Genomic DNA, 25,455 nt, shown 5'->3' on the forward strand with positions numbered 1-25,455 from the left:
AGGAAGACACCATGAACACCGTCGATTCCACGCGCGGTTCGGGCGAGTCCGAGCGCGCGGCCTTCCGCGGCGGACCCGTCGACGAGCAGTCCCGCACGCGGCTCGCCGCGAACGGCCTCGACTACCGCCGCCTCCCGGTCGACCACGACGGGTTCGTCGGCTGGCTGCAGAGCGTGGCGAGAGGCTTCCAGGACGGGGAACGCACCGACGAGCAGGTCTCGGCATCGCGTGACCGCAGCGGCTACCGGCGGCTCACCGGGGTCTACGATCCCGCCGGTCCGATGGCCGACGCGCCGGTGGCGACCATCGCCTCCTGGCTCGGCGAGCTCACTGTGCCCGGCGGCGCGGCGATCCCGTCGTGCGCGATCTCGGCCGTCACGGTGGCGCCCACCCACCGTCGGCGCGGCGTGGCCCGGGCGATGCTCGAGGGGGAGCTGCGGGCCGCTCAGGCAGCCGGCATCCCCATGGCGATGCTCACCGTGAGCGAGTCGCCGCTGTACGGCCGCTACGGATTCGCGCCGGCCGCGGCAGGCGCGTCGTGGCGGATCGAGACCAAGCGCGCGTCATGGATCGGTCCGCAGCCTGCCGGGCGCATCGACTTCGTGAGCCGCGAGCGCGTCCGCGAGCTGCTGCCGGCGCTGCACGAGCGGGTGCGCCACCGTTTCCCGGGTGAGATCGACGTGCCGGGCGGTCACTGGGACAACGTCTCCGGTGTATGGCCCGGCGCCGAGAAGGCGACCGAGAAGCGCGCCGTGCAGTACACCGACGCCGCAGGCGAGGTGCGCGGTGCCGCGGTCTACGCCGTGCGCGAGAACCACGACGACTTCACCAAGGCGACGGTCACCGTCCACTACCTCCTGGCCGAGACCGACGACGCGTACGCCGCGCTCTGGCGGTTCCTCCTCGAGCTCGACCTGGTCGCCGAGGTGCACGCGGGAGAGCTCTCGATCGACGAGCCGCTGCTGTGGATGATCGCCGACCAGCGGGCGGCGAAGGTGACGGTGCGCGACCACCAGTACGTGCGGATGATCGACGTGGCGGCATGCCTCGAGACACGCCGCTACGGCGCCGCGGGCACGCTCGTGCTCGACGTGTCCGACCCGCTGGGGCTCTCGAGCGGGCGGTATCTGCTCGAGGTCGACGCTGAGGGCGTCGGACGGGTGAGTACTCTCGCCGACGGTGAGTCGCCCGAGGGGGCGGTGGAGGTCGCACTCGGCATCACCGAGCTGTCGGCCACCTACCTCGGGGCGGTGTCGCCGGCGACGCTCGCCGCGGCGGGCCGCATCACGACGACGGATGCCGCGGCCGCCGCTCGCGTGCTGGGCTGGCACACGGCGCCGCGGCTGAGCATCTGGTACTGACTCGCGGTCGCTCGGCGCGCAGGACCTCCGGCGGGAACACATCGCTGCCGGGCCGGTCGCGAGAGTGCGGGGTCGAGCACGACCATGTGCGGTAGGTGTGCTGACCAGGTCTCCTCGGCGTCCCGCGCGCGGCCGGGCCCCGCACCTCGCCTAGCCTGGAGGGGACATGGCACATCTTCTGGGGGCCGAGGCCCTGCATCTGGAGTTCCCGACGAAGGTCGTCTTCGACCGGGTCTCGCTCGGCATCGACGAGGGCGACCGCATCGGCGTCGTCGGCCGCAACGGCGACGGCAAGTCGAGCCTGCTGGCGATGCTCGCCGGCCGGCTCGAACCAGACGGCGGTCGCGTGACCGTGCGCGGCGGCATCCGTGTCGGCGTGCTCGACCAGGCGGACACTCTCGACGACACGCTCACGGTGCACCAGGCCGTCGTCGGCGATCGCCCCGACCACGAGTGGGCGGGCGACCCCCGGGCGCGCGATGTCATCGCGGGGCTGCTGGGCGATCTGCCCTGGGACGGACCCGTGGCGGGCCTGTCGGGCGGCCAGCGCCGGCGCGTGTCGCTCGCGACGCTGCTGGTCGGCGACCACGACGTGCTCTTCCTCGACGAGCCCACCAACCATCTCGACGTCGAGGCGATCTCCTGGCTGGCCGAGCACATCAAGGGCCGGTGGCCCGCAAACCAGGGCGGCCTCCTGGTCGTGACGCACGATCGCTGGTTCCTCGACGAGGTGTGCAACACCACGTGGGAGGTGCACGACCGGATCGTCGAGCCGTTCGAGGGCGGCTATGCGGCGTACATCCTCCAGCGGGTGGAGCGCGACCGCCAGTCCGCGGTGATCGAGCAGCGGCGGCAGAACCTCGCCCGCAAAGAACTGGCCTGGCTGCGCCGCGGCGCTCCGGCCCGTACGTCCAAGCCGAAGTTCCGCATCGACGCCGCCAACGTCCTCATCGCCGACGTGCCCGAGATCCGCGACGCCACCGAGCTGCGCTCGCTCGCCGTCTCGCGCCTCGGCAAGGACGTCGTCGACCTCCTCGACGCGGCCGTCGCCTACGACGGCCGCGAGGTGCTGCATCCGGTCGAGTGGCGGATCGCACCCGGCGAGCGCACCGGGATCCTCGGCGTCAACGGCGCCGGCAAGTCGACCCTCCTGGGTCTGGTGTCGGGCGACGTCGAGCCCACGTCGGGGCGTGTCAAGCGCGGCAAGACCGTGAAGGTCGCCACCCTCACACAGCGCCTCGACGAGCTCGAGGAGCATCTCAACGATCCGGTGCGTGTCGTCATCTCGCGGCTGCGCACGACCTACACGTTCGGCGCCGGCTCCAAGGCGCAGGAGCTCACTCCCGGCCAGCTGCTCGAGAGCATGGGCTTCCAGAGTGCGCAGCTCTCGACGCCGGTGAAGGACCTCTCCGGCGGTCAGAAGCGCCGGCTGCAGCTGCTGCTGATCCTGCTCGAGCAGCCGAACGTGCTCATCCTCGACGAGCCCACGAACGACCTCGACACCGACATGCTGGCCGCCATCGAGGACCTGCTCGACTCCTGGCCGGGCACGCTCCTGGTCGTGTCGCACGACCGGTACTTCATCGAGCGCGTCACCGACCAGCAGTACGCGATACTCGACGGCCACCTGCGCCACCTCCCGGGAGGCGTCGACGAGTATCTGCGGCTGCGCGCCCGGGCATTGAGCGAGCGTGACGATACGAGACGCGGCGCCGCAGCGGATGCCGCAGCCCCCGCATCCGCGTCCCCTTCGCTGTCGGGGGCCGACCTGCGCGCCGCGCAGAAGGAGGTGTCGGCGCTCGAGCGTCGGCTCGAGAAGCTCGAGTCGCAGATCGGTGCCGCCCGCATCGCGCTCGCCGAGCACGACCAGGCGGACTATGTGGGCCTCGGAGCGGAGATGGCGCGCATCGGCGACCTCGAGAAGGAGCGCGACGACGTCGAGGAGCGCTGGTTCGAGCTCACCGAGCAGATCGGCTGAGCGCAGCGATCTAGTCCTGGGCGTCGAAGCCCAGGCTGAGCTTGCGCAGCAGGGCTGCCAGCCGCTCGCGGTCGCCGCGCGAGAGCGTGTCGAGGAGGAGCGCCTCGGCATCGACGAGACGCGTGATCGCGGCATCCACCCGGATCTTCCCCTCGTCGGTCAGCGTGACCAGCACGCTGCGACCGTCGTCGGGGTCCGACTCGCGGCGCACCAGCCGGCGGCCGACCAGGCGATCGATGCGGTTCGTCATCGTGCCGCTCGACACGAGCGTCTGCTGCAGCAGCTGCTTCGGGCTCAGCTGGAACGGCTCGCCGGCGCGACGCAGGGCCGACAGCACGTCCCACTCCCACGGCTCGAGCTCGCTGCGGCGGAACGCGTCGCGGCGCGCCCGGTCGAGGTGACGCGACAGCCGGTCGACGCGAGACAGCACGCCCAGCGGCGAGAAGTCGAGGTCGGGGCGCTGCGTCGTCCACGCCTCGACGATGCGGTCCACCTCGTCGCTCTGCCCCGTCATGCCCCCATTATCGCGGTGTCGTGCACCCGAGCGCGGGCCGAGCCCGGCGACACGGTCTGGCAGACTTGTCGGGCGGCATCCGGAGCATCGGTCGCCGTGGTCCGCCGTGGTGTAATGGCAGCACGACAGCCTTTGGAGCTGTGAGGCCCAGGTTCGAGTCCTGGCGGCGGAGCATGACCGACACCCCCCGCGACCGCGCTCTGGCCATCATCGTCCTCGCCGCCGGCCAGGGCACCCGCATGAAGTCCTCGCTGCCGAAGGTGCTGCACCGCATCGGGGGTCGCCCGCTCGTCGGGCACGTGCTCGACACCGCCCTCGCCCTCGAGCCGGAGCGGGTCGTGGTGGTCGTGCGGCACGAGCGCGACCTCGTCGCGGGTGCGGTCGCCGAGGCCGCGCCGGGTGTCATCGTGGTCGACCAGGACGAGATCCCGGGAACCGGCCGTGCGGTCGAGGTGGCCCTCGACGCGCTCGACGACTTCACGGGCGACGTGCTCGTGCTGAGCGGCGATGTGCCGCTCCTCGATGCCGACACCCTCGCCGAGCTCGTGCGCCGGCACCGCGACGGTGCCGTCGCCGCGACGGTGCTCAGCGCGTCGCTCGACGATCCCACCGGCTACGGCCGCGTCATCCGTGACGCCGACGGCGCCGTGTCGCGGATCGTGGAGCAGAAGGATGCGGCGGCGGATGAGGCATCCGTCTCCGAGATCAACGCAGGGGTGTACGTCTTCCAGCTGCAGGCGCTCCGCACCGAGCTGGCGCTCGTCGGAACCGCCAACGCGCAGGGCGAGAAGTACCTGACCGATGTCGTCGCGCTGCTGCGCGGCGATGGCCTCGCCGTGGCGGCGCAGACCGCTCCGGATGCCGCCGCCGCCCTGGGCGTCAACGACCGCGTGCAGCTGGCCGAGGCCGCTCGGCTGCTCAACGCCCGCACGGTGCGCCGCTGGCAGCTCGAGGGCGCGACGATCCTGGACCCTGCGACGACCTGGATCGACGTCACCGCGACGCTCGCCCCCGACGTCACGGTGCTCCCGAACACGCACATCCTGCGGGCGACGACGATCGCGACCGGTGCCGTCGTCGGGCCCGACACGAGCCTCGTCGACTGCGAGGTGGGCGAGGACGCCACCGTCACCCGCACCGACGCGACGCTCGCCGTCATCGGCGCCCGCGCGACGGTCGGCCCGTTCGCGTACCTCCGACCGGGCACCTACCTCGGGGAGAACGGCAAGATCGGCACCTTCGTCGAGACGAAGAACTCCACGATCGGCGCGGGCAGCAAGGTGCCACACCTGTCGTACGTCGGCGACACCACGATCGGCCGCGGGGTCAACCTCGGCGCGGGTGCGATCACCGCGAACTACGACGACCTGACCAAGCACCGCACCGAGATCGGCGACGAAGTGCACACCGGCTCGCATAACGTCTTCGTGGCGCCCGTTAGGATCGGAGACGGCGCGAAGACGGGGGCGGGGGCGGTCATCCGAAAGGATGTGCCCGCCGGTGCTCTCGCTCTCAGCGTGGCCCCTCAGCGCAACGTCGAGGGGTGGGTCGAGCAGAACAGACCGGGTACCGGAGCGGCGGACGTCGCCGCCAAGGCCCGCAGCGCACAGAAGGCGGACGATGGCGCGCAAGAAGAAGACCGTTGAACTCGACCGGGCGAATGACATCGCCCCGGGCCTCGTCGCCAAGACGAAGAAGCGGCTCGTCATCGCGCGCGGGAGCTCGCACCCCGAGCTCGCGGCGCAGGTCGCCGAGCAGCTGAGCACGGAGCTGGTGCCCACCGAGTACCGCACCTTCGCGTCCGGCGAGATCCTGACGCGGTTCGAGGTCTCGATCCGCGGCTGCGACCTCTTCCTCATCCAGAGCTTCGGGCCGCCGGTCAACGAGTGGATGATGGAGACCCTCATCATGCTCGACGCCGCCAAGCGCGCGTCGGCCAAGCGCATCACCGTCGTCGCGCCGTACTTCCCCTACTCCCGCCAGGACAAGAAGGGCCGGGGCCGCGAGCCGATCAGCGCGCGACTGGTCGCCGACCTCTTCAAGACCGCGGGGGCGGACCGCATCATGAGCGTCGACCTGCACGCCGCGCAGATCCAGGGCTTCTTCGACGGTCCGGTCGACCACCTGTTCGCCAAGCCGGTGCTGCTGGAGTACTTCGAGAACACGCTCAGTGAACCAGACCGCGAGCGCCTCACCGTCGTCTCGCCCGACACCGGGCGCGTGCGCGTCGCCGACCAGTGGTCCGACAGCCTCGGCGCGCCGCTGGCGATCATCCACAAGCGCCGCGACCCCAACGTCGCCAACCAGGTCACCGTCAACGAGATCGTCGGCGCGGTGGACGGCCGCGTCTGCCTGCTGGTCGACGACATGATCGACACCGGCGGCACGATCGTCAAGGCCGCCGAGGCGCTCAAGGCCAATGGGGCGACCAAGGTCATCGTCGCCGCGACACACGCGATCTTCAGCGATCCGGCGGCCGAGCGGCTGCAGAGCCCGGCGATCGACGAGGTCGTGGTGACCGACACGGTGCCGATCCCCGACGAGAAGCGGTTCCCGAGCCTTACGATTCTGCCTATCGCCCCGCTGCTCGCACGGGCGATCCACGAAGTGTTCGAGGACGGCTCCGTCACCAGCATGTTCGACGGGGCGGCCTGACGCCGGCACAGGGTCTCACCACCGACTCCGCGGCGGCGACGGAAGGACGTAGCATCCATGACGCAGCCGCTGGATTCCGCACCGCTCGACTCCGGACAGATGACGGAGGCCCGCCTCACCGTCGCCCGTCCCTGGGGGCTTCCCGTCGAGCAGGTACTGGCGCAGCTCGACGCCGACGCCGGGGGACTGCGGGCGGCTGACGCCGAGGCGCGCCTCGAGATCGCCGGTCCCAACCGCCTGCCGGATCCCGTGCGCAAGCCGGCGGTGCTGCGCTTCCTGGCGCACTTCAACGACACCCTGATCTACATCCTGCTGGGCGCCGCCGTCATCAAGGCGCTCATGGGGGACTGGCTCGACTTCTGGGTGATCATGGTCGTCGCAGTCATCAACGCCGTGATCGGGTACATCCAGGAGGGGCGCGCCGAGAAGGCCCTCGCCGGCATCCGGGGCATGCTGTCGGCCGACGCCAGCGTGCGGCGCGACGGCGGCTGGGTGACCGTGCCTGCTGCCGATCTGGTGCCGGGCGATGTCGTGCGGCTGATGCCGGGCGACAAGGTGCCTGCCGATCTGCGGCTGCTGCAGGCGTTCCAGCTGCGCATCGACGAGGCCGCGCTCACCGGCGAGTCCGTCCCGTCGTCGAAGACCACCGAACCGTCGGCGCCCGAGGCGGGCGTGGGGGACCGGGGATCGATGGCCTTCTCGGGCACCATCGTGAGTGCCGGTCAGGGGCGCGGTGTCGTCACCGCGACAGGCCCCACGACCGAGCTCGGCCGCATCCAGAGCCTCGCCGACGAGGCCGAGTCGCTCGCGACCCCGCTCACGCGTCAGCTCGACGGCTTCGGTCGGGTGCTGACCGTCGTCATCCTCGCGATGGCGGCGATCATGATGATGATCGGGCGCTTCCTGCACGGGATGCCGTACCCCGAGCTCATCTCGGCGGCGATCGGCTTCGCCGTGGCGGCGATCCCCGAGGGCCTGCCGGCGCTCGTGACGATCACCCTCGCCATCGGCGTGCAGCAGATGGCCCGCCACAACGCCATCACCCGCAAGCTCCCCGCGGTCGAGGCGCTCGGCTCGGTGACGACGGTGTGCTCCGACAAGACGGGCACGCTGACGCGCAACGAGATGACGGTGCGGCACATCGTCACGCCGCTCGGCCAGTACGACGTGACCGGGCTCGGCTACGTCCCCGAGGGCGAGATCGTCCCGGCGAGCACGGGCACGGGCACGGCCGCGGACGCGGTGCCGGGGGCGGCCTCCGACCGCGGCGATCTGGCCGCGATCCTCGCGATCGCGACGCTGTGCAACGACGCGCACATCGTGCGCGGCGACGACGGCGCGTGGAACCTCGTGGGCGAGCCGACGGAGGGCGCCCTCAAGGTCGTCGCGATGAAGGGCGGCGTCGGGAGCGCCGGCGGGCGCCGGGTCGCCGTCATCCCGTTCGACTCGGCCCACAAGCTGATGGCGACGCTCAACGAAGGGGCCCGTTCGGGTGGCGCGGCCGGCGAGGTGTCGCGGGCGATCCTCGTCAAGGGCGCGCCCGACCGGCTGCTCGAGCGGTCGCTCACGCAGCGCGGCGCCGACGGGTCGGAGCCGCTCGACCTCGCCCGGTGGGACGCGGCCGTCGCCGACCTGAGCTCGCAGGGTCTCCGCGTCCTCGCGGCGGCGCGGAAGCCCGTGCGGCCGACCACCGACGAGTTCGAGCTCGACGACCTCATCGACCTCGAGTTCATCGGGCTGTGGGGGATCGTCGACCCGCCCCGGCCCGAAGCGGTCGAGGCCATCGCGGACTGCCACACCGCCGGCATCCGCGTGAAGATGATCACGGGCGACCACGCCGGCACAGCCCTCGCCATCGCGCACGAGATGGGTCTGGCCGGCGCCGACGCCGAGGTGCTCACCGGCGCCGAGCTCGAGGCGCTCAGCCAGGAGCAGCTGCGAGAGGTCGTGCGCGACGTCGACGTGTACGCCCGCACGAGCCCCGAGCACAAGATCCGGATCGTCCGGGCGCTGCAGTCACACGGCGAGGTCGTCGCCATGACCGGGGACGGCGTCAACGACGCGCCCGCCCTGACACGCGCCGACGTCGGGATCGCCATGGGCATCAAGGGGACGGAAGCCACCAAGGAGGCCGCCGAGTTCGTGCTGGCCGACGACAACTTCGCGACGATCCGCAGCGCGATCGCCGAGGGCCGGCGCATCTACGACAACCTCCGCAAGTCGATCGTGTTCCTGCTGCCCACCAACGGCGCGCAGTCGCTCGTGATCCTCGTGGCCGTCGTCTTCGGTCTGGCGCTGCCCATCACGAGCGTGCAGGTGCTGTGGGTCAACATGGTGACGGCGGTGACCCTGTCGCTCGCGCTCGCGTACGAGCCCGCCGAGCGCGGCATCATGCGCCGTCCGCCGCGCGCCACCGGCGGCCCGATCATCGATCGCCGCGAACTGGGGTTCGTGCTCCTCGTGTCGTTCGTCATCGGCGGCGCCGCGATGGGCGTCTTCTACGGCGTCGTCGCGGCGGGGGAAGACATCGAGGTGGCCCGCACCGAAGCGGTCCTCATGCTGGCGCTGGGCCAGCTCGCGTACCTGTTCAACTGCCGGTTCCTCAGCCGTTCGAGCCTCACGCTCGACGTGCTGCGCGGAAACCGCGCGGTCTGGTGGTCGGCCATCGCCCTGATCGTGCTCCAGGTGATCTACACCTACGTGCCGTTCATGAACGTGCTGTTCGACTCGCGGCCGCTGGCGGCGACATCCTGGATCCTTCCGATCGTCGTGTCGATCGGCATCTTCCTCGCGGTCGAGGCGCTCAAGGCCGCACTGCGTGCGCGCGCCACGACGTCGTCCTCCGCCGACGCGCTCAAAGGCGGCTCATAGGCCGGGTTGGCAGGATCTTCCCGACGCTGCTGCGTCCGCCGCTCGCACCGACCGAGCACCGACCGAGCACCACGAGCCAGGAGGACCGTCATGATCCGCACCGCACTCGCTTCCCGCCCCGGCCGCGCCGGGGCCGCGCTGACCGCCGTCACCGGGATCGCCCTCCTCGCCGGCTGTGCGCCGACGGCATCGGAGGCCGAGGAACCGGCCACGACCGACACCACGGAGAGCACCGACACCGGCTCGACCGACGCAGGCTCCGCAGGCACCGGCTCGTACGCCGACGGCACCTACACGGCTGACGGCTCGTACGCCACGCCCGAATCGGTGGAGAAGATCTCGGTCACCGTCACCCTCGAGGGTGACGTGATCACCGACGTCGAGGTGACCGGTGACCCGCAGAAGCGCGAATCGGAGCAGTACCAGGGCGAGTTCATCGGCGGCATCGCCGACGTGGTGGTGGGACAGGACATCGACGACATCCAGGTCAGCCGCGTCGCGGGATCCTCGCTCACCAGCAACGGGTTCAACGAGGCCATCGAGACCATCAAGGCCGAGGCGGCGAGCTAGGCCGTGACAGGGGCGCCGGCGCCGTGGCGCTTCGACGCCATCGGCACGACGTGGGAGATCGTCACCGAGCACCGCCTGCCCACGGCGGTGCGCGACGAGGTCTCCTCCCGCATCGACGAATTCGACCGCACGTGGTCGCGGTTCCGCGTGGACTCTGCGGTGAGCGCCCTCGGGCGCAGCGGGGGCACGATCCCTGCGCCCGCGGACGCCGTGCCGATGCTCGACGCCCTCGCGGCCCTCTCGAAGGCGACGCAGGGCGCCGTCAACCCGCTCATCGGGGCGTCGCTCGACGCCCTCGGCTACGACGCCGGGTACACGCTGCACGACCAGGGGGCGCTCCCTGCCCCGGCCGACTGGCGGCAGCGGCTCACCTGGGACGAGGGGCGCCTCGCGCTCATCGAGCCCGCCACCATCGACGTCGGCGCCCTGGGCAAGGGCCGCCTCGTCGACCTCGTGCTCGGCATCCTGATGCGCACCGAGACCGGCGACATCACGGTCGACGCCGGCGGCGACCTCGCGGTGCGGGGGCGGCCGCAGCGCATCGGGCTGGAGCATCCGTTCGATCCGCGTCGTGCGATCGGCGTGTGGGCGGTGACGGATGCCGCGCTCTGCGCCTCCGCCGTCAACCGGCGCTCATGGCCCTCTGCTGTGGGCACGATCCTGCACCACGTGCTCGACGCGCGCACCGGGCAGCCGGTGCGGACGATCGCCGCGACGTGGGCGGTGACGCAGGATGCGATGATCGCGGATGCCGTCGCGACGGCCCTGTTCTTCGACGGCGGCCCTCGCCTCGCTCACGAGTGGGGCGTCGACTGGGTGCGCATGACCACGGACGGCCGCGTGGAGTGGTCTCCGGGCTGCCGCGCCGACCTCTTCGTGCGAACGGACCGCGGGGCCCGGACCGCGCCGGCTTCGCGACCGAATAGCCTTGAGCAGTGACCGAACCCCGCCCCGAACCCCCCACCGGACAGGTCGTCGCCGTCGCGCGCGACGACGCGCATCGCTTCAGCAAGCCGACGCGCGAGAGCATCGCCCTGATCGCGGGTCTCGGCGTCGAGGGCGACGCCCACGCCGGCACCACCGTGCAGCACCTGTCCCGCATCCGGCGAGACCCCACGACGCCGAATCTGCGGCAGGTGCACCTGATCCACGCCGAACTGTTCGACGACATGGCCGAGCGGGGCCACGAGGTGCACCCGGGTGCGCTGGGCGAGAATGTCACCACCGCGGGCATCGACCTGCTCGGGCTGTCGCGCGGCACGCGCCTGGAACTGGGCGACGAAGCCGTGGTCGAGATCACGGGCCTCCGCAACCCCTGCGTGCAGATCGACGGCGTCTCGGCAGGGCTGATGAAGGAGCTGGTCCACGTCGACGACACGGGCGCCACCGTGCGCCTGGCGGGCGTGATGTCGGTCGTGCTCGAGGGCGGCATCGTGCGCCCGGGCGACGGCATCCGTGTCATCCCGCCTGCGGGCCCCCACGAGCCCCTGCAGCCGGTGTGACCCCGATGGGCACCCTCACCGCCGTCTGGAACCGCGTCTTCGCGGTGCTCGGCCGCATGTCGATGTACCGCCTCGTCTACCTCGCGCTCGCCGCGCTGGCCGTCGTGGCGCTGCTGCTGTCGTTCTTCGGCCTCGTCGGCCCCGATCCGCTGCAGCTCGTGGTGACGCTCGCCGTGCTCGCGGCCGTGTGCGTGGGGGTGGATGCCGCGGCCCAGCGCCTGCTGAACCTGCCCTGGCGCCTGGAGTCCTCGCTGATCACGGCGCACATCCTGCTGTTCGTGCTGCGTCCCACGATCGAGCTCGCCGGTCTTCTCGGGATCGTGATCGCGGCCGCCGTCGCGTCGCTGTCGAAGTACGTGCTCGCCTGGCGCGGGCGCCACATCTTCAACCCCGCAGCCGTGGGCGCGACGGTGCTCACCCTGCTGAGCCTGGTGTGGCCGGATCTCGGCGCGTCGTCATGGTGGGTCGGGACGCCGGCGCTCGCGGCGCCCGTGATCCTGCTCGGGCTCGCGGTGCTGGTGCGCACCGAGAAGCTCAGGGTGGTCGCGGTGTTCCTGGTGTTCGCGGTCGCTGTGGCGGTCTTCCGCACCGCCGCGCAGTACCAGGCGGCCGGGGTCGACCTCGATGTGCTCGACGTGCTGTGGCCGGTGCTCTGGTCGTCCCCGTTCCTCTTCCTCGGCGCGTTCATGCTCTCCGAGCCGCTTACGCTGCCGCCGCGGCGCTGGCAGCAGCTCACGGTGGCCACCGTCGTCGGCGTGCTGGCGGGCTGGCCCATCCCCATCGGCGACATCACCCTCGGCCAGGAGCGGGCGCTGCTCGTCGGAAACCTCGTGGCCTTCGCGTTCGCGGTGCGCACGGCCGTGCGGCTCACCCTCGTGTCGCGGTCGGAGCGCACGCCGAGCGTGCAGGAGCTGACGTTCCGGGTGCATGACCGGCTGGCGTTCCTGCCGGGTCAGTACCTCGAGCTCGAGGTGCCGCACCGCCACCCCGACGCCCGGGGCACGCGCCGCGAGTTCAGCATCGCGTCGGCCCCCGAAGAGCTGCCGCTCCTGAAGGTCGCGTTCAAGGACGGCAAGACCACCAAGCCGCTGAGCTCGTACAAGAAGGCGCTCGCAGAGGTGCAACCCGGCGACGCCCTTGCGATCACGGGCGTCTGGGGCGACTTCCTGCTGCCCAAGCGAGACGCCGCGCCGATCCTGATGGTGGCCGCCGGCATCGGCGTCACGCCGTTCGTGTCGCAGCTGCGCCACGCGCAGGAAGCGGGCCTCGACCGCGACATCGTGCTGGTCTACGTCGCGTCCGACTCCTCGGAGCTCGCGTACCGCGACGAGATCGCGGCATCCGGAGCCCACGTCATCGTGTTCACGCGCGATCGACCGGCCGACCTGCCCGACCACTGGGTCTGGGCGCGGGGCGTGCGCCTCGACGCCGACGGGCTGCTGCGTGTGGTGCCCGACATCGCCTCGCGGCACGCGTACATCTCGGGCCCGGCGGCCCTGATCGCCGATCTCGCACCGGCGCTCGAGCGCGCCCGCTCGATCACCACGGACGCCTTCAGCGGCTACTGAGGGCCGGGGCTCAGGCCGGGTCGGCGGGTCGAGCGGGCAGGCGCACCTCGAACGTCGTGTCGCCCGGAACGCTGTCGACACGGATGCTGCCGCCGTGGGCATCGACGATGGCTCGGGCGATCGAGAGGCCGAGGCCGGTGCCGCCGGTCTGGCGCGCACGCGAGCGGTCGGCGCGCGAGAACCGCTCGAACAGCTCGTCGCTGATCGACGGATCGATGCCGGGTCCGTTGTCGTGCACCCGGAGTATCGCGGTGCCGTCGTCGCGAGCGACGCCCACCGTCACGGTCGTACCTGCCGGCGTGTGGGTGCGGGCGTTGGCCAGGAGGTTGGCGGCGACCTGGTGCAGCCGGCCGGTGTCGCCGGCGACGAGCACGGGCTCATCGCCCACCTCGAGCACCCACTCGTGGTCGGGACCCGTGGGCCGCGCATCGCCGACCGCGTCGATCACGAGCCGCGTCAGGTCGACCGTGCCGTAGACGAGTTCCTGGCCTTCATCGAGGCGCGCCAGCAGCAGCAGGTCCTCCACGAGCGAGGTCATGCGCAGCGACTGCGCCTGGATGCGCTCGAGCGACGCCTCTGTGGTCTCGATGGTGGCGGCGCCCTGACCGCGGCTGAGCGCCTTGAGCGAGAGCTCGGAGTAGCCGCGGATCGACGAGAGCGGAGTGCGCAGCTCATGGCTGGCGTCGGCGACGAACGCGCGCATGCGCTCCTCGTTGCGCTGACGCGCCGTGAGCGACTCGTCGACGTGGTCGAGGAGCGTGTTCAGCGCCTCTCCCACCCGGCCGACCTCCGTGCGGGGGTCGGCCTCACGTGCCGGCACCCGCTCGGCGATGGTGACCTCGCCCTGGTCGAGCCGCTGCGTCGAGACCCTGGCCGCGGTGTCGGCGACGGCGCGCAGCGGGGCGAGGCCCCGGCGGATGGTCCAGGCCGTGGCGACCGCGAGGAGGAGGAGCCCGCCTGCCGTGAGGAGGCCGATCGTCGTGAGCATGCGGCCGATCGTCGCCGCGACGTCGTCGCGGGACAGTCCCAGGACGACGATGGATCCCCCGACCGGCTCTCCCTGCACGCGGAACGTCCCCACGTCGTCGATCTTCACGACGAGGGGGCCTTCGTCGGGGATGCGTTCGATGAGCTGCGCGATCTGGTCCTCGGTGAGGGCCTCCACCGAGCCATCCTCCGCGGTGTAGGCGGCCGTCGGAGCATGCGGAGGCGTCTCGACGACGAGCAGGGTTCCCGGCGGCATCGGCTGCTCGGCGAGGATCTGCTCCGCCGTGAAGCCGGCGGCGATGGGTCCGCGAACCATGTTCGCGGTGCGTGCGGTCTGCGACTCCAGGTCCTTCGCCAGGCCGTCCTCCAGGACGCTGCCGAGGATCGCGCTGGTCGCGACCGCGACGAGCACCATGATGAACGACGTGATGCCCACCACCGTGACGATGAGCTTGCGCTGCAGCGTCCACGGCGCTCGGCGGGGGAGCGGCCTGTCGGCGGGCGAGCCGGTCGCGGTGTCGGACGCGTCGAGGGGGGCTTCGGCGGCCGCCGAGGCGCCGCCCGCGGCATCCGTCCTCGTCTTCGCCGCGGGTCCTCCGGCGGTCCTGTCGGTCACTGGGGCGCCTTGATCATGTAGCCGACGCCGCGCACGGTGTGGATGAGGGGCTCGCGACCGGCGTCGATCTTCTTGCGCAGGTACGAGATGTAGAGCTCGACGACGCTGGAGCGGCCGCCGAAGTCGTAGTTCCACACGCGGTCGAGGATCTGCGCCTTCGAGACCACGCGGCGCTGGTTGCGCATGAGGTAGCGGAGCAGTTCGAACTCGGTGGCGGTGAGCTCGATCTCCTCGCCCGAGCGCTCGACCTCGTGGCTGTCCTCGTTGAGGCTGAGGTCGCCGACGCGGAGGATCGGCTCCGCCCCTGCCGCGTGGGCGGTCCCGGCGCGGCGCATGAGGCCGCGGAGGCGTGCGACCACCTCCTCGAGGCTGAAGGGCTTGGTGACATAGTCGTCGCCGCCGGCGGTGAGCCCGGCGACACGGTCGTTCACGGCATCCTTCGCGGTCAGGAACAGCACCGGAACGTCGTCGCCGGCCTGACGCAGCCGCTGCAGCACGGCCATGCCGTCGAGGTCGGGCATCATGATGTCGAGCACCATGGCGTCCGGCTCGAACTCGCGCGCCGCCTGCAGCGCCTCGAACCCCGAGCCGGCCGTCCGCACCTCCCAGCCCTCCATGCGCAGCGCCATCGACAGCAGGTCGGTGAGCATCTGCTCGTCGTCCACCACGAGCACACGGAGGTTCGAGCCGTCGGGACGCAGCAGGGTGGGCGCGGGGTTGGTCATGCGTCCAGTGTGGCGGTCTTCCTATGTGGTTCCTATGGAGCCCGCTATGCGCCGGCTGTGAACCGCGCCGCCGACGCGACCTTCGCCGCGGCATCCGGCTTCATACCGTCTCCATAGCTCCCGCTGGCGGCGCACATGAGCGGGCTCCGTAGCTTCCCCTCGACGGCCGGCATTCCGCCCGCCGAGAGGAGACCCATGTACCTGACCTATCTGCGGCGGGAGCTGGCCGGCCGCAAGAAGCAGACGATCATCGTGGCGGCGGGCCTCGCGATCGCCATCGCGCTCGTGATGATCGTGAACTCGCTCGCCGCCGGCGTCAGCGCCGCGCAGGCCGAGGCGCTCGAGTCGGTGTACGGCGTCGGCACCGACCTCACCGTCACGGGCGCGCAGGCCGAGCCCGGGCAGGGCGGCGCGCGCTTCGACTTCGCCGAGGACGGCGGTGAGACCACCGACGACGGCACCACCGAGCTCAGCCAGTCGCGCCTGGTGACCGAGCCCATGCGATCGACCCTCGACGCGTCGACGCTCGACACCGTGACCGGCGTGGAGGGCGTGGGCGCGGCATCCGGTGCGCTCAGCCTCACCAACATGACCTTCGCCGGGGAGCTGCCCCAGCGTCCTGATGACTCGGGGGACTCCACCCAGGCCATGCCCCCGCAGCAGACCGAAGGCGAGGCCGGGGGCGGCGGATTCGTCGGCGGCTCGTTCGACGTGGATTCGTTCACGGTGCTCGGCATCGACCCGTCGGCGGATGCCGTGGGTCCGCTGTCCGCTGTGGAACTCGGCGACGGCCGGGGCCTCGAGGCATCCGACGCCGGCGCGTACGTGGCGGTGCTCGATGCGACCTACGCCGCGACCGCCGACCTCGCAGTCGGCGACACCATCGACGTCGGCGGCGAGGAGTTCGAGGTCGTCGGGATCGCGGCATCGACCTCGGACGAGGCCGACACTGCGTCGAACGTGTACATCCCGCTGGACGTGGCCCAGGAGCTCTCGGGCGCGGGAGACGTGATCTCGACGGTCTACGTGCAGGCTGAGACCTCCGACGACACCTCGGCGGTGCAGACGGCGCTCCAGGAGGAGCTGCCCGAGGCGACCGTGAGCTCGCAGTCCGAGCTCGCCTCGACCGTGTCGGGGTCGCTCTCGAGCGCGTCGTCGCTGATCACGAACCTGGGCACCTGGCTGTCCCTCATCGTGCTCGCCGTCGCACTGGTGCTCGCGGTGCTGTTCACGATCTCGGGCGTCTCGCGCCGAACCCGCGAGTTCGGCACGCTCAAGGCGATCGGCTGGTCCAACGGCCGCGTCGTGGGGCAGGTCGCGGGCGAATCGGTCGTGCAGGGGCTCATCGGCGGCGTCGCCGGTCTCCTGATCGGCTTCGCCGGCATCCTGGCCATCAACCTCATCTCGCCCACCATCTCGACGGCTCCCGCCGCCGAGAGCTTCGGCCCCGGTGACGGCGGGGGCGCGGTGTCCCGCGGTGGCCCGTTCGGCGCTGCGGTCATGCAGCAGACGGGAGCCGACATCGTGCTGCAGGCGCCGGTCACGCTCTGGGTCGTCGTCGCGGCCGTCGGCATCGCGGTGCTCGGGGGCCTCGTGGCCGGCGCGTTCGGCGGCTGGCGGGCCGCGCGGCTGAGTCCCGCCGAAGCGCTCCGCTCGGTCGGTTGAGGCATCCGATGTCCGACGCCATCCGCACCGCCCCCGAACCCGTCTCCGCAGAAGTCATCTCCGCAGAACCCGCCTCCAGGAAGGGAGAGCACGTCATGACCATGATCGACACTGAGGCCCATTCGGCTCCGGATGCCGCAGCCCCGGCGCAGTACCGGCTCGAGGGTGTCACCCGCACCTACACGCAGAAGGGCCGCATCGTGAAGGCGCTGGCCGGCGTCGACCTCACGATCGACGCGGGAGACTTCGTCACGATCCAGGGACCGACCGGCGGGGGCAAGTCCACCTTGCTGCAGCTGCTGGGTGCGCTCGACCGGCCCAGCACCGGCTCGGTGCACCTGGGCGAGATCGACATCGCGACGGCGAGCAACCGCGAGTTGGGGCGGATCCGCGCGCACGAGATCGGCTTCGTGTTCCAGGGGTTCAACCTCATCCCGACGCTCACCGCGCACGAGAACGTCGACATGGCGCTGGAGCCGCTCGGGCTGTCGAAGGACGAGCGCTCCGCCCGCGTCACGGAGGCCCTCTCGCACGTCGGTCTCGCGGACCGCGCCGACCACCGTCCCGGCGAGCTCTCAGGCGGCCAGCAGCAGCGGGTCGCGATCGCGCGCGCGATCGTGAAGCGCCCGCGCGTCCTCCTCGCCGACGAGCCGACCGGCAACCTCGACGAGAGCACGCGCGACGAGATCCTCTCGGTGCTGCAGGCTCTCAACGCCGAAGGCCTCACGCTCATCGTCGTCACGCACGACTCCGCTGTCGCGCGCCGCGCCCGGCGCCGGCTGCGTCTGGACAAGGGCTCGGTGCGCGAGATCACTCGCCGGTGATCGGCCGGCGCCGCTGATCAGCCCGCCGCTGATCAGCCCGCCGCTGATCAGCCCGACGCTGATCAGCCGGCCGAGCGCGCATGGGCCGCGATGCGATCGAACAGCGCGTCGCGGCCCTCGTCGATCCGCTGCTCGTCGGGGTGCGCGTCGTAGTGGGCGAGGATGCGGCGGGCGCCCTCGTCGAAGGTGATCGTGGTGCGGAAGTCGGGCACCAGCTGCGTCACCTTCGACGCGTCGAACAGCATCGAATGGGCCTTGTCGCCGATGAGAGTGGGCCCGAGTTCCGGCGCGAACGCCGCGATCGTGTCGGAGGCCACGTGCACGAGGTCGGGGGAGTCCACGCCCGCGGCATCGGCCAGCCAGCCGTAGATCTGGTTCCAGGTCGGCGCGTGGGTCCCGGTGATGGTGAACGCCTCGCCGATCGCGGCCGGATTGCCGAGCAGCCCGGTGAACGCGACCGCGAAGTCGTCGGAATGCGTGATGGTCCACTGGCTCGTTCCGTCGCCGTGGACGATGACGGGGCGCCCCGCGCGCATGCGCGCGATGTCGGTCCAGCCGCCGATGGTCGGCAGCAGTCGCTCGTCGTAGGTGTGCGACGGCCGCACGATGGTCACCGGCAGGCCGCGCTCGCGGTGTGCGGCGACGAGGACGTCCTCACACGCGATCTTGTCGCGCGAGTACTGCCAGAACGGGTTGCGCAGCGGCGTCGACTCGGTCACCGGCATCCGGCGCGGCGGCTTCTCGTAGGCGGATGCCGAGCTGATGAACACGTACTGCCCGATGCGGCCCTCGAACAGCTCGAGGTCGGTCGCGATGTGCTCGGGTGTGAAGGCCAGGAACTCGGCGACGACGTCGAACCGGCGGTCGCCGAGGGCGGTGCGCACTGCGCCGGTGTCGCGCACGTCGGCCTCGATCAGTTCGACCTGCGGCGGCAGCGGGCGTCTCGCGGTGCCGCGGTTGAGCACCGCGACCTCGTGCCCGAGTGCCACGGAGCGGCGCACGCACGCCGCGCTGATCGTTCCGGTACCGCCGATGTAGAGGATGCTCGTCACCCACGCGAGCCTACGCCCGGACGGGACACCCCGCGGCGGAAGGCGCTCTCTCGCTGACGGCGAACATCTTCCCCGATGTCGGCGGGGGCCTCTAGCGTTGCCGTCATGAGCAACGACGACCTCAGTGCCGGATCCGTCGGCACCGTCATCCGTCCGGGCGACTCCGAGTGGGAGTCCGCCCGCCGTTTCCACTCCGGCATCGGCGAACCCGCTGCCGTGATCCGCGCCGCGAGCGTCGACGACGTGCGCGGCGCCGTCCGCTACGCCGCAGCCGAGCGGCTCGACATCATGATCCGCGGCGGCGGCCACAGCACCTGGGGCGGGGTGCCCGGTGGCCTCACCCTCGACATCTCGGCCCTCGACGCGGTCGAGGTCGACGGCACGCGTGTGCGCGTCGGCGGCGGTGCCCTCTGGGGCGGCGTCGCCCATGCGCTCGCCGAACGGGGGCTCGGGCTCAGCTCGGGTGACACGGCCTCGGTGGGAGTGGGCGGTCTCACCCTCGGTGGCGGCATCGGCTGGATGGTGCGGGCGTGGGGACTCGCCGCCGATCAGCTGGTGGGGGCGCAGCTCGTCACCGCGCGCGGCGACGTGGTCGAGGTGACCCAGACCTCGCACCCGGAGCTGCTGTGGGCGCTGCGCGGCGGCGGCGGCAACTTCGGCGTCGTGACGCGGTTCGACTTCGAGGCACACCCGCTCGACGGCGTCGTGCATGCCGTCTACGGGCTCGAGGGGGACGCGCGCCCGGTCCTGCGGGTGCTGGCCGATGTCCTGGCCGACGCCCCGCGAGAGCTCACCGTCACCTACATGGACGTCCCCGCGATGGACCCGAATGCGCCGGCGGGCGCCTCGATCACGGCGGTGTGGGCCGGCACCGATGAGGACGCCGCCCGTCGTGCGCTCGCGCCGCTCGCGGGTGTGCCCGGCGTCACCGAGAGGGAGTTCGGCGTGCAGGACTACCCCGACGTGCTGCTGGAGGCCCCCGAGTTCGATCCCGAGCAGCCGATGCCGGGCTTCGTCGGAGGGAACACGCTGCTCGGGGCGCTCGACGACGACGCCATCGACCGCCTCGTCGCGTTCCGCGAGCAGCACCCGGCCTCCGTGGTGCTGCTGCGCTCGCTCGGCGGCGCGTACGGCGACGTCGCACAGGACGACACGGCCTTCCCGGCGCGTGACGCGACGTGGTTCGCGATGGCCGGGGCGTTCGACATCCCCGGCATGCTCGACGACGCGGGGCGTGCCGACGTCACCGCCGAGTGGGAGGCCGTCGAGGCCAAGGGCTCAGGCGTCTACGGCAACTTCACCGTCTCGACGGACGAGACGATCGCCCAGCGCATGTACCCGCCGGCGACGATGGCGCGTCTGGCCGCGGTCAAGCACACCTGGGATCCGGGCAACATGTTCTGCCGCAACCACAACGTGAAGCCCGTGCCGAACGGCCACGCGGGCTGACGCGGGGCGCGGACGCAGATACGCACCGAGGGCGGATCCCCGTGATGGAGACCCGCCCTCGGTGTTTCGAGCTGATGTTTCGACCTGACGTGGTGTCCGGCGCGCCGGACCCGCGTCAGTGGGTGTCTTCGGCCTCGATCTCGGTGCGGTCGCCCGACCACAGCGTGTGGAAGGTGCCGTCCTTGTCGACGCGCTTGTAGGTGTGGGCGCCGAAGAAGTCGCGCTGACCCTGGATGAGCGCGGCCGGCAGGCGCTCGGCGCGCAGGCCGTCGTAGTACGACAGCGACGATGAGAACGCGGGGGCCGGGATGCCGGCACCGGCCGCCGTCGACACGATCCGGCGCCAGGCGCCCTGTGCGCGGCCCAGTGCCTCGACGAAGTACGGCGCGGTCAGCAGCACGGCAAGATCCGGCGTCTCGTCGTAGGCGTCGGCGATGCGGTTGAGGAACTGCGCGCGGATGATGCAGCCCGCGCGCCAGATCTTCGAGACCGCGCCGAGGTCGATCTGCCAGTCGTACTCGGCAGCGCCCGCGCGGATCTCGTCGAAGCCCTGCGAGTACGCGACGATCTTCGAGGCGTACAGCGCGAGGCGCACGTCCTCGATGAACGCGTCGGCGTCCTCGACCGCGAGGCCCTCGCCCGGGCCGGGCAGGTCGCGCGAGATCTCGCGCTGCTCGGGGTGCGACGAGAGCGAGCGGGCGAAGGTGGCCTCGGCGATGCCCGAGACCGGCACGCCGAGCGACAGCGCGGTCTGCACGGTCCACGCGCCGGTGCCCTTGGCGCCGGCCTGATCGAGGATGACGTCGACGAGCGGACCGCCGGTCTCGGCATCCACCTGGCGGAGCACCTCGGCGGTGATCTCGATGAGGTACGACTCCAGCTCGCCGCGGTTCCACTCGGCGAACACGTCGGCGATCTCGGCCGGCGTCTTGCCGGTGCCGCGCCGAATGAGGTCGTACGCCTCGGCGATGAGCTGCATGTCGGCGTACTCGATGCCGTTGTGCACCATCTTCACGAAGTGGCCGGCGCCGTCGTGGCCGATGTGCGTGACGCACGGCTCGCCCTCGGCGACCGCCGCGATGGACTTGAGGATCGGGCCGAGGGTCACCCACGACTCGTCCGAGCCGCCGGGCATGATCGACGGGCCGTTGAGGGCCCCCTCCTCGCCGCCCGAGATGCCGGCGCCGACGAAGTTGATGCCCGTCTCGCGCACGGCCTTCTCGCGGCGGATCGTGTCGGTGAACAGCGCGTTGCCGCCGTCGACGATGATGTCGCCCGGCTCGAACACCTCCACCAGCGCGTCGATGACGGCATCGGTGGGACGGCCGGCCTTCACCATGATGATCGCGGCGCGCGGCTTCTGCAGCGACGCGGCGAACTCCTGGTACGAGAACGCGGGCACGAAGCCGGCCTCGGGGTGGGCGGCGAGCAGCTCGTCGGTCTTGGACCGGCTGCGGTTGTGCACCGCGACGGTGTTGCCCTCGCGGCTGGCGAGGTTTCGCGCGAGGTTCGACCCCATCACCGCGAGACCCACGACGCCGATGTTCGCCGTGGCCACACGATCGGCCTCGGGACCCTTCGGCTCCGGGGTCTGGCGGGCCACGTCCTCGGGTGCCGGTGCGGCCTCGTGCGCGGTCGTCGCCTCGTCAGGAGCCTGGTCCTGATCCGTCGAGATGTTCGTCTCGGCCTGATTGCCGCTCGCTGAAGGGTCGTTCGAAGACACACGCGCTCCTGAGGTTAGATCGTCTCTTTCAGCCTAGAGTCTGACGGGTCCGTGTTACGCCGCAGCGGCGGGACGCTCACACTCCGAACCGGCCGGGTGTGACGCGTCGTCCGGCGGTGGGCTACCGTGGCCGTCGTGACCGAGCCCTCCCTTCCGGGGTCCCCCCTCCCGGAGCCCACTCTGCCGGAGCACGCCGCGCCGGGAGCCGCCGACCTCAGCCCCACAGCGGCGGCGCGGATCGTGGTGATGGGACCGAGCGGTTCGGGCAAATCCGCCGTCGGTCTGGCGCTGGCGCAGCGCCTCGGACTGCCGTTCGTCGATGCGGACGATCTCCATCCCGCGGCGAACGTCGCCAAGATGGCCGCGGGGTTCCCGCTCGACGACGGAGATCGGATGCCGTGGCTCGACGTGGTGGCCGCGGCGCTGCGTGATGCGCCCGGGGGAGTGGTGATGGCCTGCTCGGCACTCGCCCGCCGGTACCGCGACCGCATCCGTGGCGGAACGGCGGCACCCGGCGTCGTCTTCGTCGAACTGCGCGTGCCGCGGGACGAGCTCGCGCGTCGCATGGGCTCGCGCGAGCACTTCATGCCCTCGTCGCTGCTGATCTCGCAGCTGCAGACGCTCGAGCACCTCGAGCCGGATGAGGCGGGGGTCGTCGTGGCGGGCGACCCGCCGCTGGCCGATGTCGTCGACGCCGCGTTGGCGGCGCTCGAGCGGTATCAGTCCTTGCGGTAGCCCTGGCGGCCGAGGCTCCAGAACGCCAGCGCGGTCAGGAGGGCACCGACCGCGGCCATGGCGCCGATGAGCCAGAGAAGAGCGTGGCTCAAGAAGCCGTAGTCCATGGGGTCCTCCGTGGGAGCGGGAAGCAGTGCGTTCCTCATCGTAGCGGGGGCGCTGGTAGACTCGTGTCGAACTTCGGCGAGGGATGCCTCGCGCCCGTCGATTCCGGTGGGCTGCGGCATCCGTGATCGACGCAGTGATGCCGGCCCAACGGGCTTTCCTCACGCGCGTGCGTTCGAGTCGAAGACATCCCGAATACCCCGGGCCCGCCACCGCGCAGGCCGAGTCAGAACGGCCACGCGCCGCAGCTTACCGGGCCAGTGCGCCCACAAGGAGAACCCCATGTCGTCCGAGCCCGATACCAAGGTCCAGGCCGAGTTCCGCGAGAGCTTCGGCAAGGGCTTCGCCCGCCGCCTCCGCGCCGCCGGCAAGATCCCCGCCGTCATCTACGGTCACGGCACCGACCCCGTGCACGTCGCCCTGCCGGGCCACCAGGTCTCGCTGCTCATCCGCCGCGCGAACGCGGTGCTCGAGCTGGACCTCGACGGCAAGTCGCAGCTCACGCTGGTCAAGGATGTGCAGAAGGACCCGGTGCACCAGGTCATCGAGCACATCGACCTGCTCGTTGTGAAGAAGGGCGAGAAGGTCGAGATCGAGGTGCCGATCGTCGTCGTGGGCGAGTCCGCTCCCGGCACGATCGCGAACCTCGACAACACGACGGTCACCCTGCAGGCCGAGGCCACGCACATCCCCGAGCACATCGAGGTCGACGTGGAGGGCCTCGAGGAGGGCACGCACATCACCGCCGCCGACCTGAAGCTGCCGAAGGGGTCGGTCCTCATCGCCGACGCCGAGCTGCTCATCGTCGCCATCTCGGTCCCGGCTGCGACGCTCGCCGCCGAGGACGAGATCGCCGAGGCCGATGCCGAGGTCGCCGCCGAGCAGGCCGAGGCGTCGGAAGAGTCCGCCTCCGAGTAATTCCTTCACGAAGGCGAGGGGGTGCGGATGCCGCGCCCCCTCGCCTTCGTTTCACCGGGTGCCGTTCGGGATTTCGCGGGGAGCCGCCCCGCTCGGGCAGGATGGATGACATGGCAGAGACGTGGCTGATCATCGGACTGGGAAACCCCGGCCCGCGCTACGAGCTCACGCGCCACAACGTCGGACAGCTCGTGGTCGACGAGCTCGCCGGGCGGCGCGGCGAGTCCTTCAAGGCGCACAAGGCGAACGCGCGCGTCGTCGAGACGTGGCTGCGTCCCGGTGCGGCCAAGCTCATCCTCGCCAAGCCGAACACGTTCATGAACGTGTCGGGCGGACCCGTCGCCGGGCTCGCGAAGTTCTACGGCATCGCCCCCGACCACGTGGTGGTCGTGCACGACGAGCTCGACATCCCGTTCGACACCATCAAGCTCAAGGTCGGCGGTGGCCACGGCGGTCATAACGGCGTGCGCGACGTCGCGAAAGCGCTCGACACGGCGGAGTTCCCGCGTGTGCGCGTCGGTATCGGGCGTCCCATGGGGCGGCAGGATCCCGCCGACTGGGTGCTGGACCCGTTCGGCGCCACGGAGCGCAAGAACCTGCCGATCCTCATCGGCGACGCCGCGGACGCCATCGAGCAGCTCGTGGCTGATGGCCTCCTGGCCGCGCAGCAGAAGCACCACGCGCCGCGCGTCTGACCTCTCGCGTCCGCTGATCGCCGGCTGAGGCATCCGCGTTCCTCAGTTGAGGAATGGTGCCGAGGTGCGGAGACGCGGGCCGAGATCGGCCCTCGTTTCGGCTCTGGTCCTCAACTGAGGAAACAGCAACGGAGAGGACGGATGCCGCGGGCCGAGGGTTCGTGCGACCCGTCAGCTGCCCATGCCGGTGCCGGCGGCGAGGCCGGCGGTCAGGAACCCCTGCACCACGCCGCCGAAGACGATCGGGCCGAGGGCGGCGACGATCACCGCGGCGATGCCGGCGCCGCGTCCGCGCGCCGTCACGATCGCGACGACGCCCTGCACCAGAGCCCACACGCCGAGGGCCGTGCCGACCCAGAACGCGACCTCGCCCAGCATCACCCAGTCCCGTACCGGAGTGAGGATCGACCAGTCGAAGTCGGCGTCGAGCGCCCGCGCGGTGATCTCGCGACCGGCGCCGAGTCCGATCCGGTAGCTCGCGATCGCGCCCATGATGCCCGCCCCGACCGTCGCGACGAGGGCGAGGGCGAGAGCGACGACGCCGAGGACGCTGCTGCGACGCGCCGGCGGGCCGCCGTACGCGGGAGCCGTACCGGGCGCGACCGCGTAGCCGACGGGCGGGGCGTACCCGGGCGGCGGGGCGTACGCTCCTGCCGGAGGCGCGGACCAGCCGGGCGGAACCCCCGGCTGTCCACCGGCGGCCTGCGCGGGGCCCGCGGTCGTTCCCGCTGGCGGTCCGAACGGTGGTGCAGCGGGCGGCGCCCACGCCCCGGGCGGGACGGGCGGGTTCTGAGGCGCGTCAGGGGCGGCGGGCTGGCTCACAGGCTCATCCTAGGAGTCCGCCCGGCGCCGGAGCGCGCTGCTCGCCTACGGCGACGCTGCGGCTCGCTCTCTCGCCCGAGAAGCCCGCTGTCCGTCCCGAGGGGCTGCTCCCGCGCCCGC

General features: G+C 71.5%; 22 protein-coding genes and 1 tRNA gene. 16 read left to right on the plus strand and 7 right to left on the minus strand.

What is annotated here, in order from left to right; translation table 11 throughout:
* Nucleotides 1-11: 11 nt before the first annotated feature.
* Nucleotides 12-1,361, plus strand: coding sequence for a GNAT family N-acetyltransferase (locus B2K11_RS12560; protein WP_163618626.1), 1,350 nt, complete (start codon nucleotides 12-14; stop codon nucleotides 1,359-1,361).
* A gap of 166 nt (nucleotides 1,362-1,527) precedes the next feature.
* Nucleotides 1,528-3,339: an ABC-F family ATP-binding cassette domain-containing protein gene (locus B2K11_RS12565; RefSeq protein ID WP_163618627.1), complete on the plus strand. Its 1,812-nt coding sequence runs from the start codon at nucleotides 1,528-1,530 to the stop codon at nucleotides 3,337-3,339.
* Between the two features lie 10 nt (nucleotides 3,340-3,349).
* Here the strand turns inward: B2K11_RS12565 and B2K11_RS12570 are convergent, their stop codons facing one another.
* A complete protein-coding gene (locus B2K11_RS12570; RefSeq protein WP_163618628.1) occupies nucleotides 3,350-3,853 on the minus strand; it encodes a MarR family transcriptional regulator in 504 nt (167 codons plus the stop codon).
* 100 nt (nucleotides 3,854-3,953) lie between these two features.
* Here B2K11_RS12570 and B2K11_RS12575 point away from each other — a divergent pair.
* The 8 genes from B2K11_RS12575 to B2K11_RS12610 all read left to right on the plus strand — a co-directional run bounded on the left by B2K11_RS12575 (nucleotide 3,954) and on the right by B2K11_RS12610 (nucleotide 13,019).
* A tRNA-Gln gene (locus B2K11_RS12575) sits at nucleotides 3,954-4,025 on the plus strand.
* 1 nt (nucleotide 4,026) lies between these two features.
* Nucleotides 4,027-5,499 carry a bifunctional UDP-N-acetylglucosamine diphosphorylase/glucosamine-1-phosphate N-acetyltransferase GlmU gene (glmU, locus tag B2K11_RS12580; protein ID WP_163618629.1) on the plus strand — a complete coding sequence of 491 codons (1,473 nt, stop codon included), beginning with the start codon at nucleotides 4,027-4,029 and terminating at the stop codon, nucleotides 5,497-5,499.
* Nucleotides 5,474-6,508: a ribose-phosphate diphosphokinase gene (locus tag B2K11_RS12585; RefSeq protein ID WP_163618630.1), complete on the plus strand. Its 1,035-nt coding sequence runs from the start codon at nucleotides 5,474-5,476 to the stop codon at nucleotides 6,506-6,508. The genes glmU and B2K11_RS12585 overlap by 26 nt, the downstream gene beginning before the upstream one ends.
* A gap of 57 nt (nucleotides 6,509-6,565) precedes the next feature.
* Nucleotides 6,566-9,379: an HAD-IC family P-type ATPase gene (locus B2K11_RS12590; RefSeq protein ID WP_163618631.1), complete on the plus strand. Its 2,814-nt coding sequence runs from the start codon at nucleotides 6,566-6,568 to the stop codon at nucleotides 9,377-9,379.
* A 90-nt stretch (nucleotides 9,380-9,469) separates the two neighbouring features.
* Nucleotides 9,470-9,949, plus strand: a complete 480-nt coding sequence (locus tag B2K11_RS12595) for an FMN-binding protein (RefSeq protein WP_163618632.1) — start codon at nucleotides 9,470-9,472, stop codon at nucleotides 9,947-9,949.
* 3 nt (nucleotides 9,950-9,952) lie between these two features.
* Entirely contained in the window at nucleotides 9,953-10,888 is a 936-nt protein-coding gene (locus tag B2K11_RS12600; protein ID WP_163618633.1) for an FAD:protein FMN transferase, read from the plus strand.
* Nucleotides 10,885-11,451, plus strand: a complete 567-nt coding sequence (locus tag B2K11_RS12605) for an MOSC domain-containing protein (RefSeq protein WP_163618634.1) — start codon at nucleotides 10,885-10,887, stop codon at nucleotides 11,449-11,451. Before B2K11_RS12600 ends, B2K11_RS12605 begins: the two co-directional genes overlap by 4 nt.
* Before the next feature lie 5 nt (nucleotides 11,452-11,456).
* Nucleotides 11,457-13,019, plus strand: a complete 1,563-nt coding sequence (locus B2K11_RS12610; protein ID WP_163618635.1) for a flavodoxin reductase — start codon at nucleotides 11,457-11,459, stop codon at nucleotides 13,017-13,019.
* 10 nt (nucleotides 13,020-13,029) lie between these two features.
* Here B2K11_RS12610 and B2K11_RS12615 read toward each other — a convergent pair whose 3' ends face one another.
* Both B2K11_RS12615 and B2K11_RS12620 read right to left on the minus strand, forming a co-directional pair.
* Complete coding sequence (locus tag B2K11_RS12615; RefSeq protein WP_239526005.1) at nucleotides 13,030-14,622, minus strand: HAMP domain-containing sensor histidine kinase; 1,593 nt, start codon at nucleotides 14,620-14,622, stop codon at nucleotides 13,030-13,032.
* The gene (locus B2K11_RS12620; RefSeq protein WP_163618636.1) at nucleotides 14,619-15,347 is read right to left on the minus strand and encodes a response regulator transcription factor; all 729 of its coding nucleotides are present in this window, start codon (nucleotides 15,345-15,347) and stop codon (nucleotides 14,619-14,621) included. Before B2K11_RS12620 ends, B2K11_RS12615 begins: the two co-directional genes overlap by 4 nt.
* A 195-nt stretch (nucleotides 15,348-15,542) precedes the next feature.
* Here B2K11_RS12620 and B2K11_RS12625 point away from each other — a divergent pair, with 195 nt between their 5' ends.
* Together B2K11_RS12625 and B2K11_RS12630 are read left to right on the plus strand one after the other, a co-directional pair.
* Nucleotides 15,543-17,012: an ABC transporter permease gene (locus B2K11_RS12625; RefSeq protein WP_163618637.1), complete on the plus strand. Its 1,470-nt coding sequence runs from the start codon at nucleotides 15,543-15,545 to the stop codon at nucleotides 17,010-17,012.
* A gap of 95 nt (nucleotides 17,013-17,107) precedes the next feature.
* A complete protein-coding gene (locus B2K11_RS12630; RefSeq protein WP_163618638.1) occupies nucleotides 17,108-17,836 on the plus strand; it encodes an ABC transporter ATP-binding protein in 729 nt (242 codons plus the stop codon).
* A 62-nt stretch (nucleotides 17,837-17,898) separates the two neighbouring features.
* On the opposite strand, the gene B2K11_RS12635 is transcribed toward B2K11_RS12630, so the two are convergent.
* Nucleotides 17,899-18,888 carry an SDR family oxidoreductase gene (locus B2K11_RS12635; RefSeq protein WP_163618639.1) on the minus strand — a complete coding sequence of 330 codons (990 nt, stop codon included), beginning with the start codon at nucleotides 18,886-18,888 and terminating at the stop codon, nucleotides 17,899-17,901.
* A gap of 105 nt (nucleotides 18,889-18,993) precedes the next feature.
* Between B2K11_RS12635 and B2K11_RS12640 the strand changes: the two genes are divergently transcribed.
* Nucleotides 18,994-20,337, plus strand: coding sequence for an FAD-binding protein (locus B2K11_RS12640; protein WP_163618640.1), 1,344 nt, complete (start codon nucleotides 18,994-18,996; stop codon nucleotides 20,335-20,337).
* A 115-nt stretch (nucleotides 20,338-20,452) separates the two neighbouring features.
* Here the strand turns inward: B2K11_RS12640 and gndA are convergent, their stop codons facing one another.
* Entirely contained in the window at nucleotides 20,453-21,895 is a 1,443-nt protein-coding gene (gene gndA / locus B2K11_RS12645) for an NADP-dependent phosphogluconate dehydrogenase (protein ID WP_275575837.1), read from the minus strand.
* Nucleotides 21,896-22,306: 411 nt separating this feature from the next.
* On the opposite strand from gndA, the gene B2K11_RS12650 reads away from it, so the two are divergent.
* Nucleotides 22,307-22,795 carry a gluconokinase gene (locus tag B2K11_RS12650; protein ID WP_163618697.1) on the plus strand — a complete coding sequence of 163 codons (489 nt, stop codon included), beginning with the start codon at nucleotides 22,307-22,309 and terminating at the stop codon, nucleotides 22,793-22,795.
* On the opposite strand, the gene B2K11_RS20775 is transcribed toward B2K11_RS12650, so the two are convergent.
* Nucleotides 22,780-22,902 carry a hypothetical protein gene (locus B2K11_RS20775; protein ID WP_275575836.1) on the minus strand — a complete coding sequence of 41 codons (123 nt, stop codon included), beginning with the start codon at nucleotides 22,900-22,902 and terminating at the stop codon, nucleotides 22,780-22,782. The two genes, B2K11_RS12650 and B2K11_RS20775, sit on opposite strands and share 16 nt — an antisense overlap.
* Before the next feature lie 280 nt (nucleotides 22,903-23,182).
* Here B2K11_RS20775 and B2K11_RS12655 point away from each other — a divergent pair, with 280 nt between their 5' ends.
* Both B2K11_RS12655 and pth read left to right on the plus strand, forming a co-directional pair.
* Complete coding sequence (locus tag B2K11_RS12655) at nucleotides 23,183-23,818, plus strand: 50S ribosomal protein L25/general stress protein Ctc (RefSeq protein ID WP_163618642.1); 636 nt, start codon at nucleotides 23,183-23,185, stop codon at nucleotides 23,816-23,818.
* A 110-nt stretch (nucleotides 23,819-23,928) separates the two neighbouring features.
* On the plus strand, nucleotides 23,929-24,513 hold the full coding sequence (pth, locus tag B2K11_RS12660) for an aminoacyl-tRNA hydrolase (protein ID WP_163618643.1): 585 nt from the start codon (nucleotides 23,929-23,931) through the stop codon (nucleotides 24,511-24,513).
* Nucleotides 24,514-24,684: 171 nt separating this feature from the next.
* Here the strand turns inward: pth and B2K11_RS12665 are convergent, their stop codons facing one another.
* Nucleotides 24,685-25,335 carry a hypothetical protein gene (locus tag B2K11_RS12665; protein ID WP_163618644.1) on the minus strand — a complete coding sequence of 217 codons (651 nt, stop codon included), beginning with the start codon at nucleotides 25,333-25,335 and terminating at the stop codon, nucleotides 24,685-24,687.
* Nucleotides 25,336-25,455 lie beyond the last annotated feature (120 nt).

The organism is Microbacterium sp. B35-30, from assembly GCF_010634855.1.
Classification (GTDB): Bacteria; Actinomycetota; Actinomycetes; order Actinomycetales; family Microbacteriaceae; genus Microbacterium.

Bases quoted from the DNA above. Each gene is read 5' to 3' on its own strand.
- B2K11_RS12620 (WP_163618636.1), bottom strand. From the start codon at position 15,347: ATGACCAACCCCGCGCCCACCCTGCTGCGTCCCGACGGCTCGAACCTC.
- pth (WP_163618643.1), top strand. From the start codon at position 23,929: ATGGCAGAGACGTGGCTGATCATCGGACTGGGAAACCCCGGCCCGCGC.
- B2K11_RS12625 (WP_163618637.1), top strand. From the start codon at position 15,543: ATGTACCTGACCTATCTGCGGCGGGAGCTGGCCGGCCGCAAGAAGCAG.
- B2K11_RS12610 (WP_163618635.1), top strand. From the start codon at position 11,457: ATGGGCACCCTCACCGCCGTCTGGAACCGCGTCTTCGCGGTGCTCGGC.
- B2K11_RS12570 (WP_163618628.1), bottom strand. From the start codon at position 3,853: ATGACGGGGCAGAGCGACGAGGTGGACCGCATCGTCGAGGCGTGGACG.
- B2K11_RS12630 (WP_163618638.1), top strand. From the start codon at position 17,108: ATGACCATGATCGACACTGAGGCCCATTCGGCTCCGGATGCCGCAGCC.
- B2K11_RS12595 (WP_163618632.1), top strand. From the start codon at position 9,470: ATGATCCGCACCGCACTCGCTTCCCGCCCCGGCCGCGCCGGGGCCGCG.
- B2K11_RS12650 (WP_163618697.1), top strand. From the start codon at position 22,307: ATGGGACCGAGCGGTTCGGGCAAATCCGCCGTCGGTCTGGCGCTGGCG.
- B2K11_RS12565 (WP_163618627.1), top strand. From the start codon at position 1,528: ATGGCACATCTTCTGGGGGCCGAGGCCCTGCATCTGGAGTTCCCGACG.
- glmU (WP_163618629.1), top strand. From the start codon at position 4,027: ATGACCGACACCCCCCGCGACCGCGCTCTGGCCATCATCGTCCTCGCC.
- B2K11_RS12560 (WP_163618626.1), top strand. From the start codon at position 12: ATGAACACCGTCGATTCCACGCGCGGTTCGGGCGAGTCCGAGCGCGCG.
- B2K11_RS12655 (WP_163618642.1), top strand. From the start codon at position 23,183: ATGTCGTCCGAGCCCGATACCAAGGTCCAGGCCGAGTTCCGCGAGAGC.
- B2K11_RS12585 (WP_163618630.1), top strand. From the start codon at position 5,474: ATGGCGCGCAAGAAGAAGACCGTTGAACTCGACCGGGCGAATGACATC.
- B2K11_RS20775 (WP_275575836.1), bottom strand. From the start codon at position 22,902: ATGGACTACGGCTTCTTGAGCCACGCTCTTCTCTGGCTCATCGGCGCC.
- B2K11_RS12640 (WP_163618640.1), top strand. From the start codon at position 18,994: ATGAGCAACGACGACCTCAGTGCCGGATCCGTCGGCACCGTCATCCGT.
- B2K11_RS12590 (WP_163618631.1), top strand. From the start codon at position 6,566: ATGACGCAGCCGCTGGATTCCGCACCGCTCGACTCCGGACAGATGACG.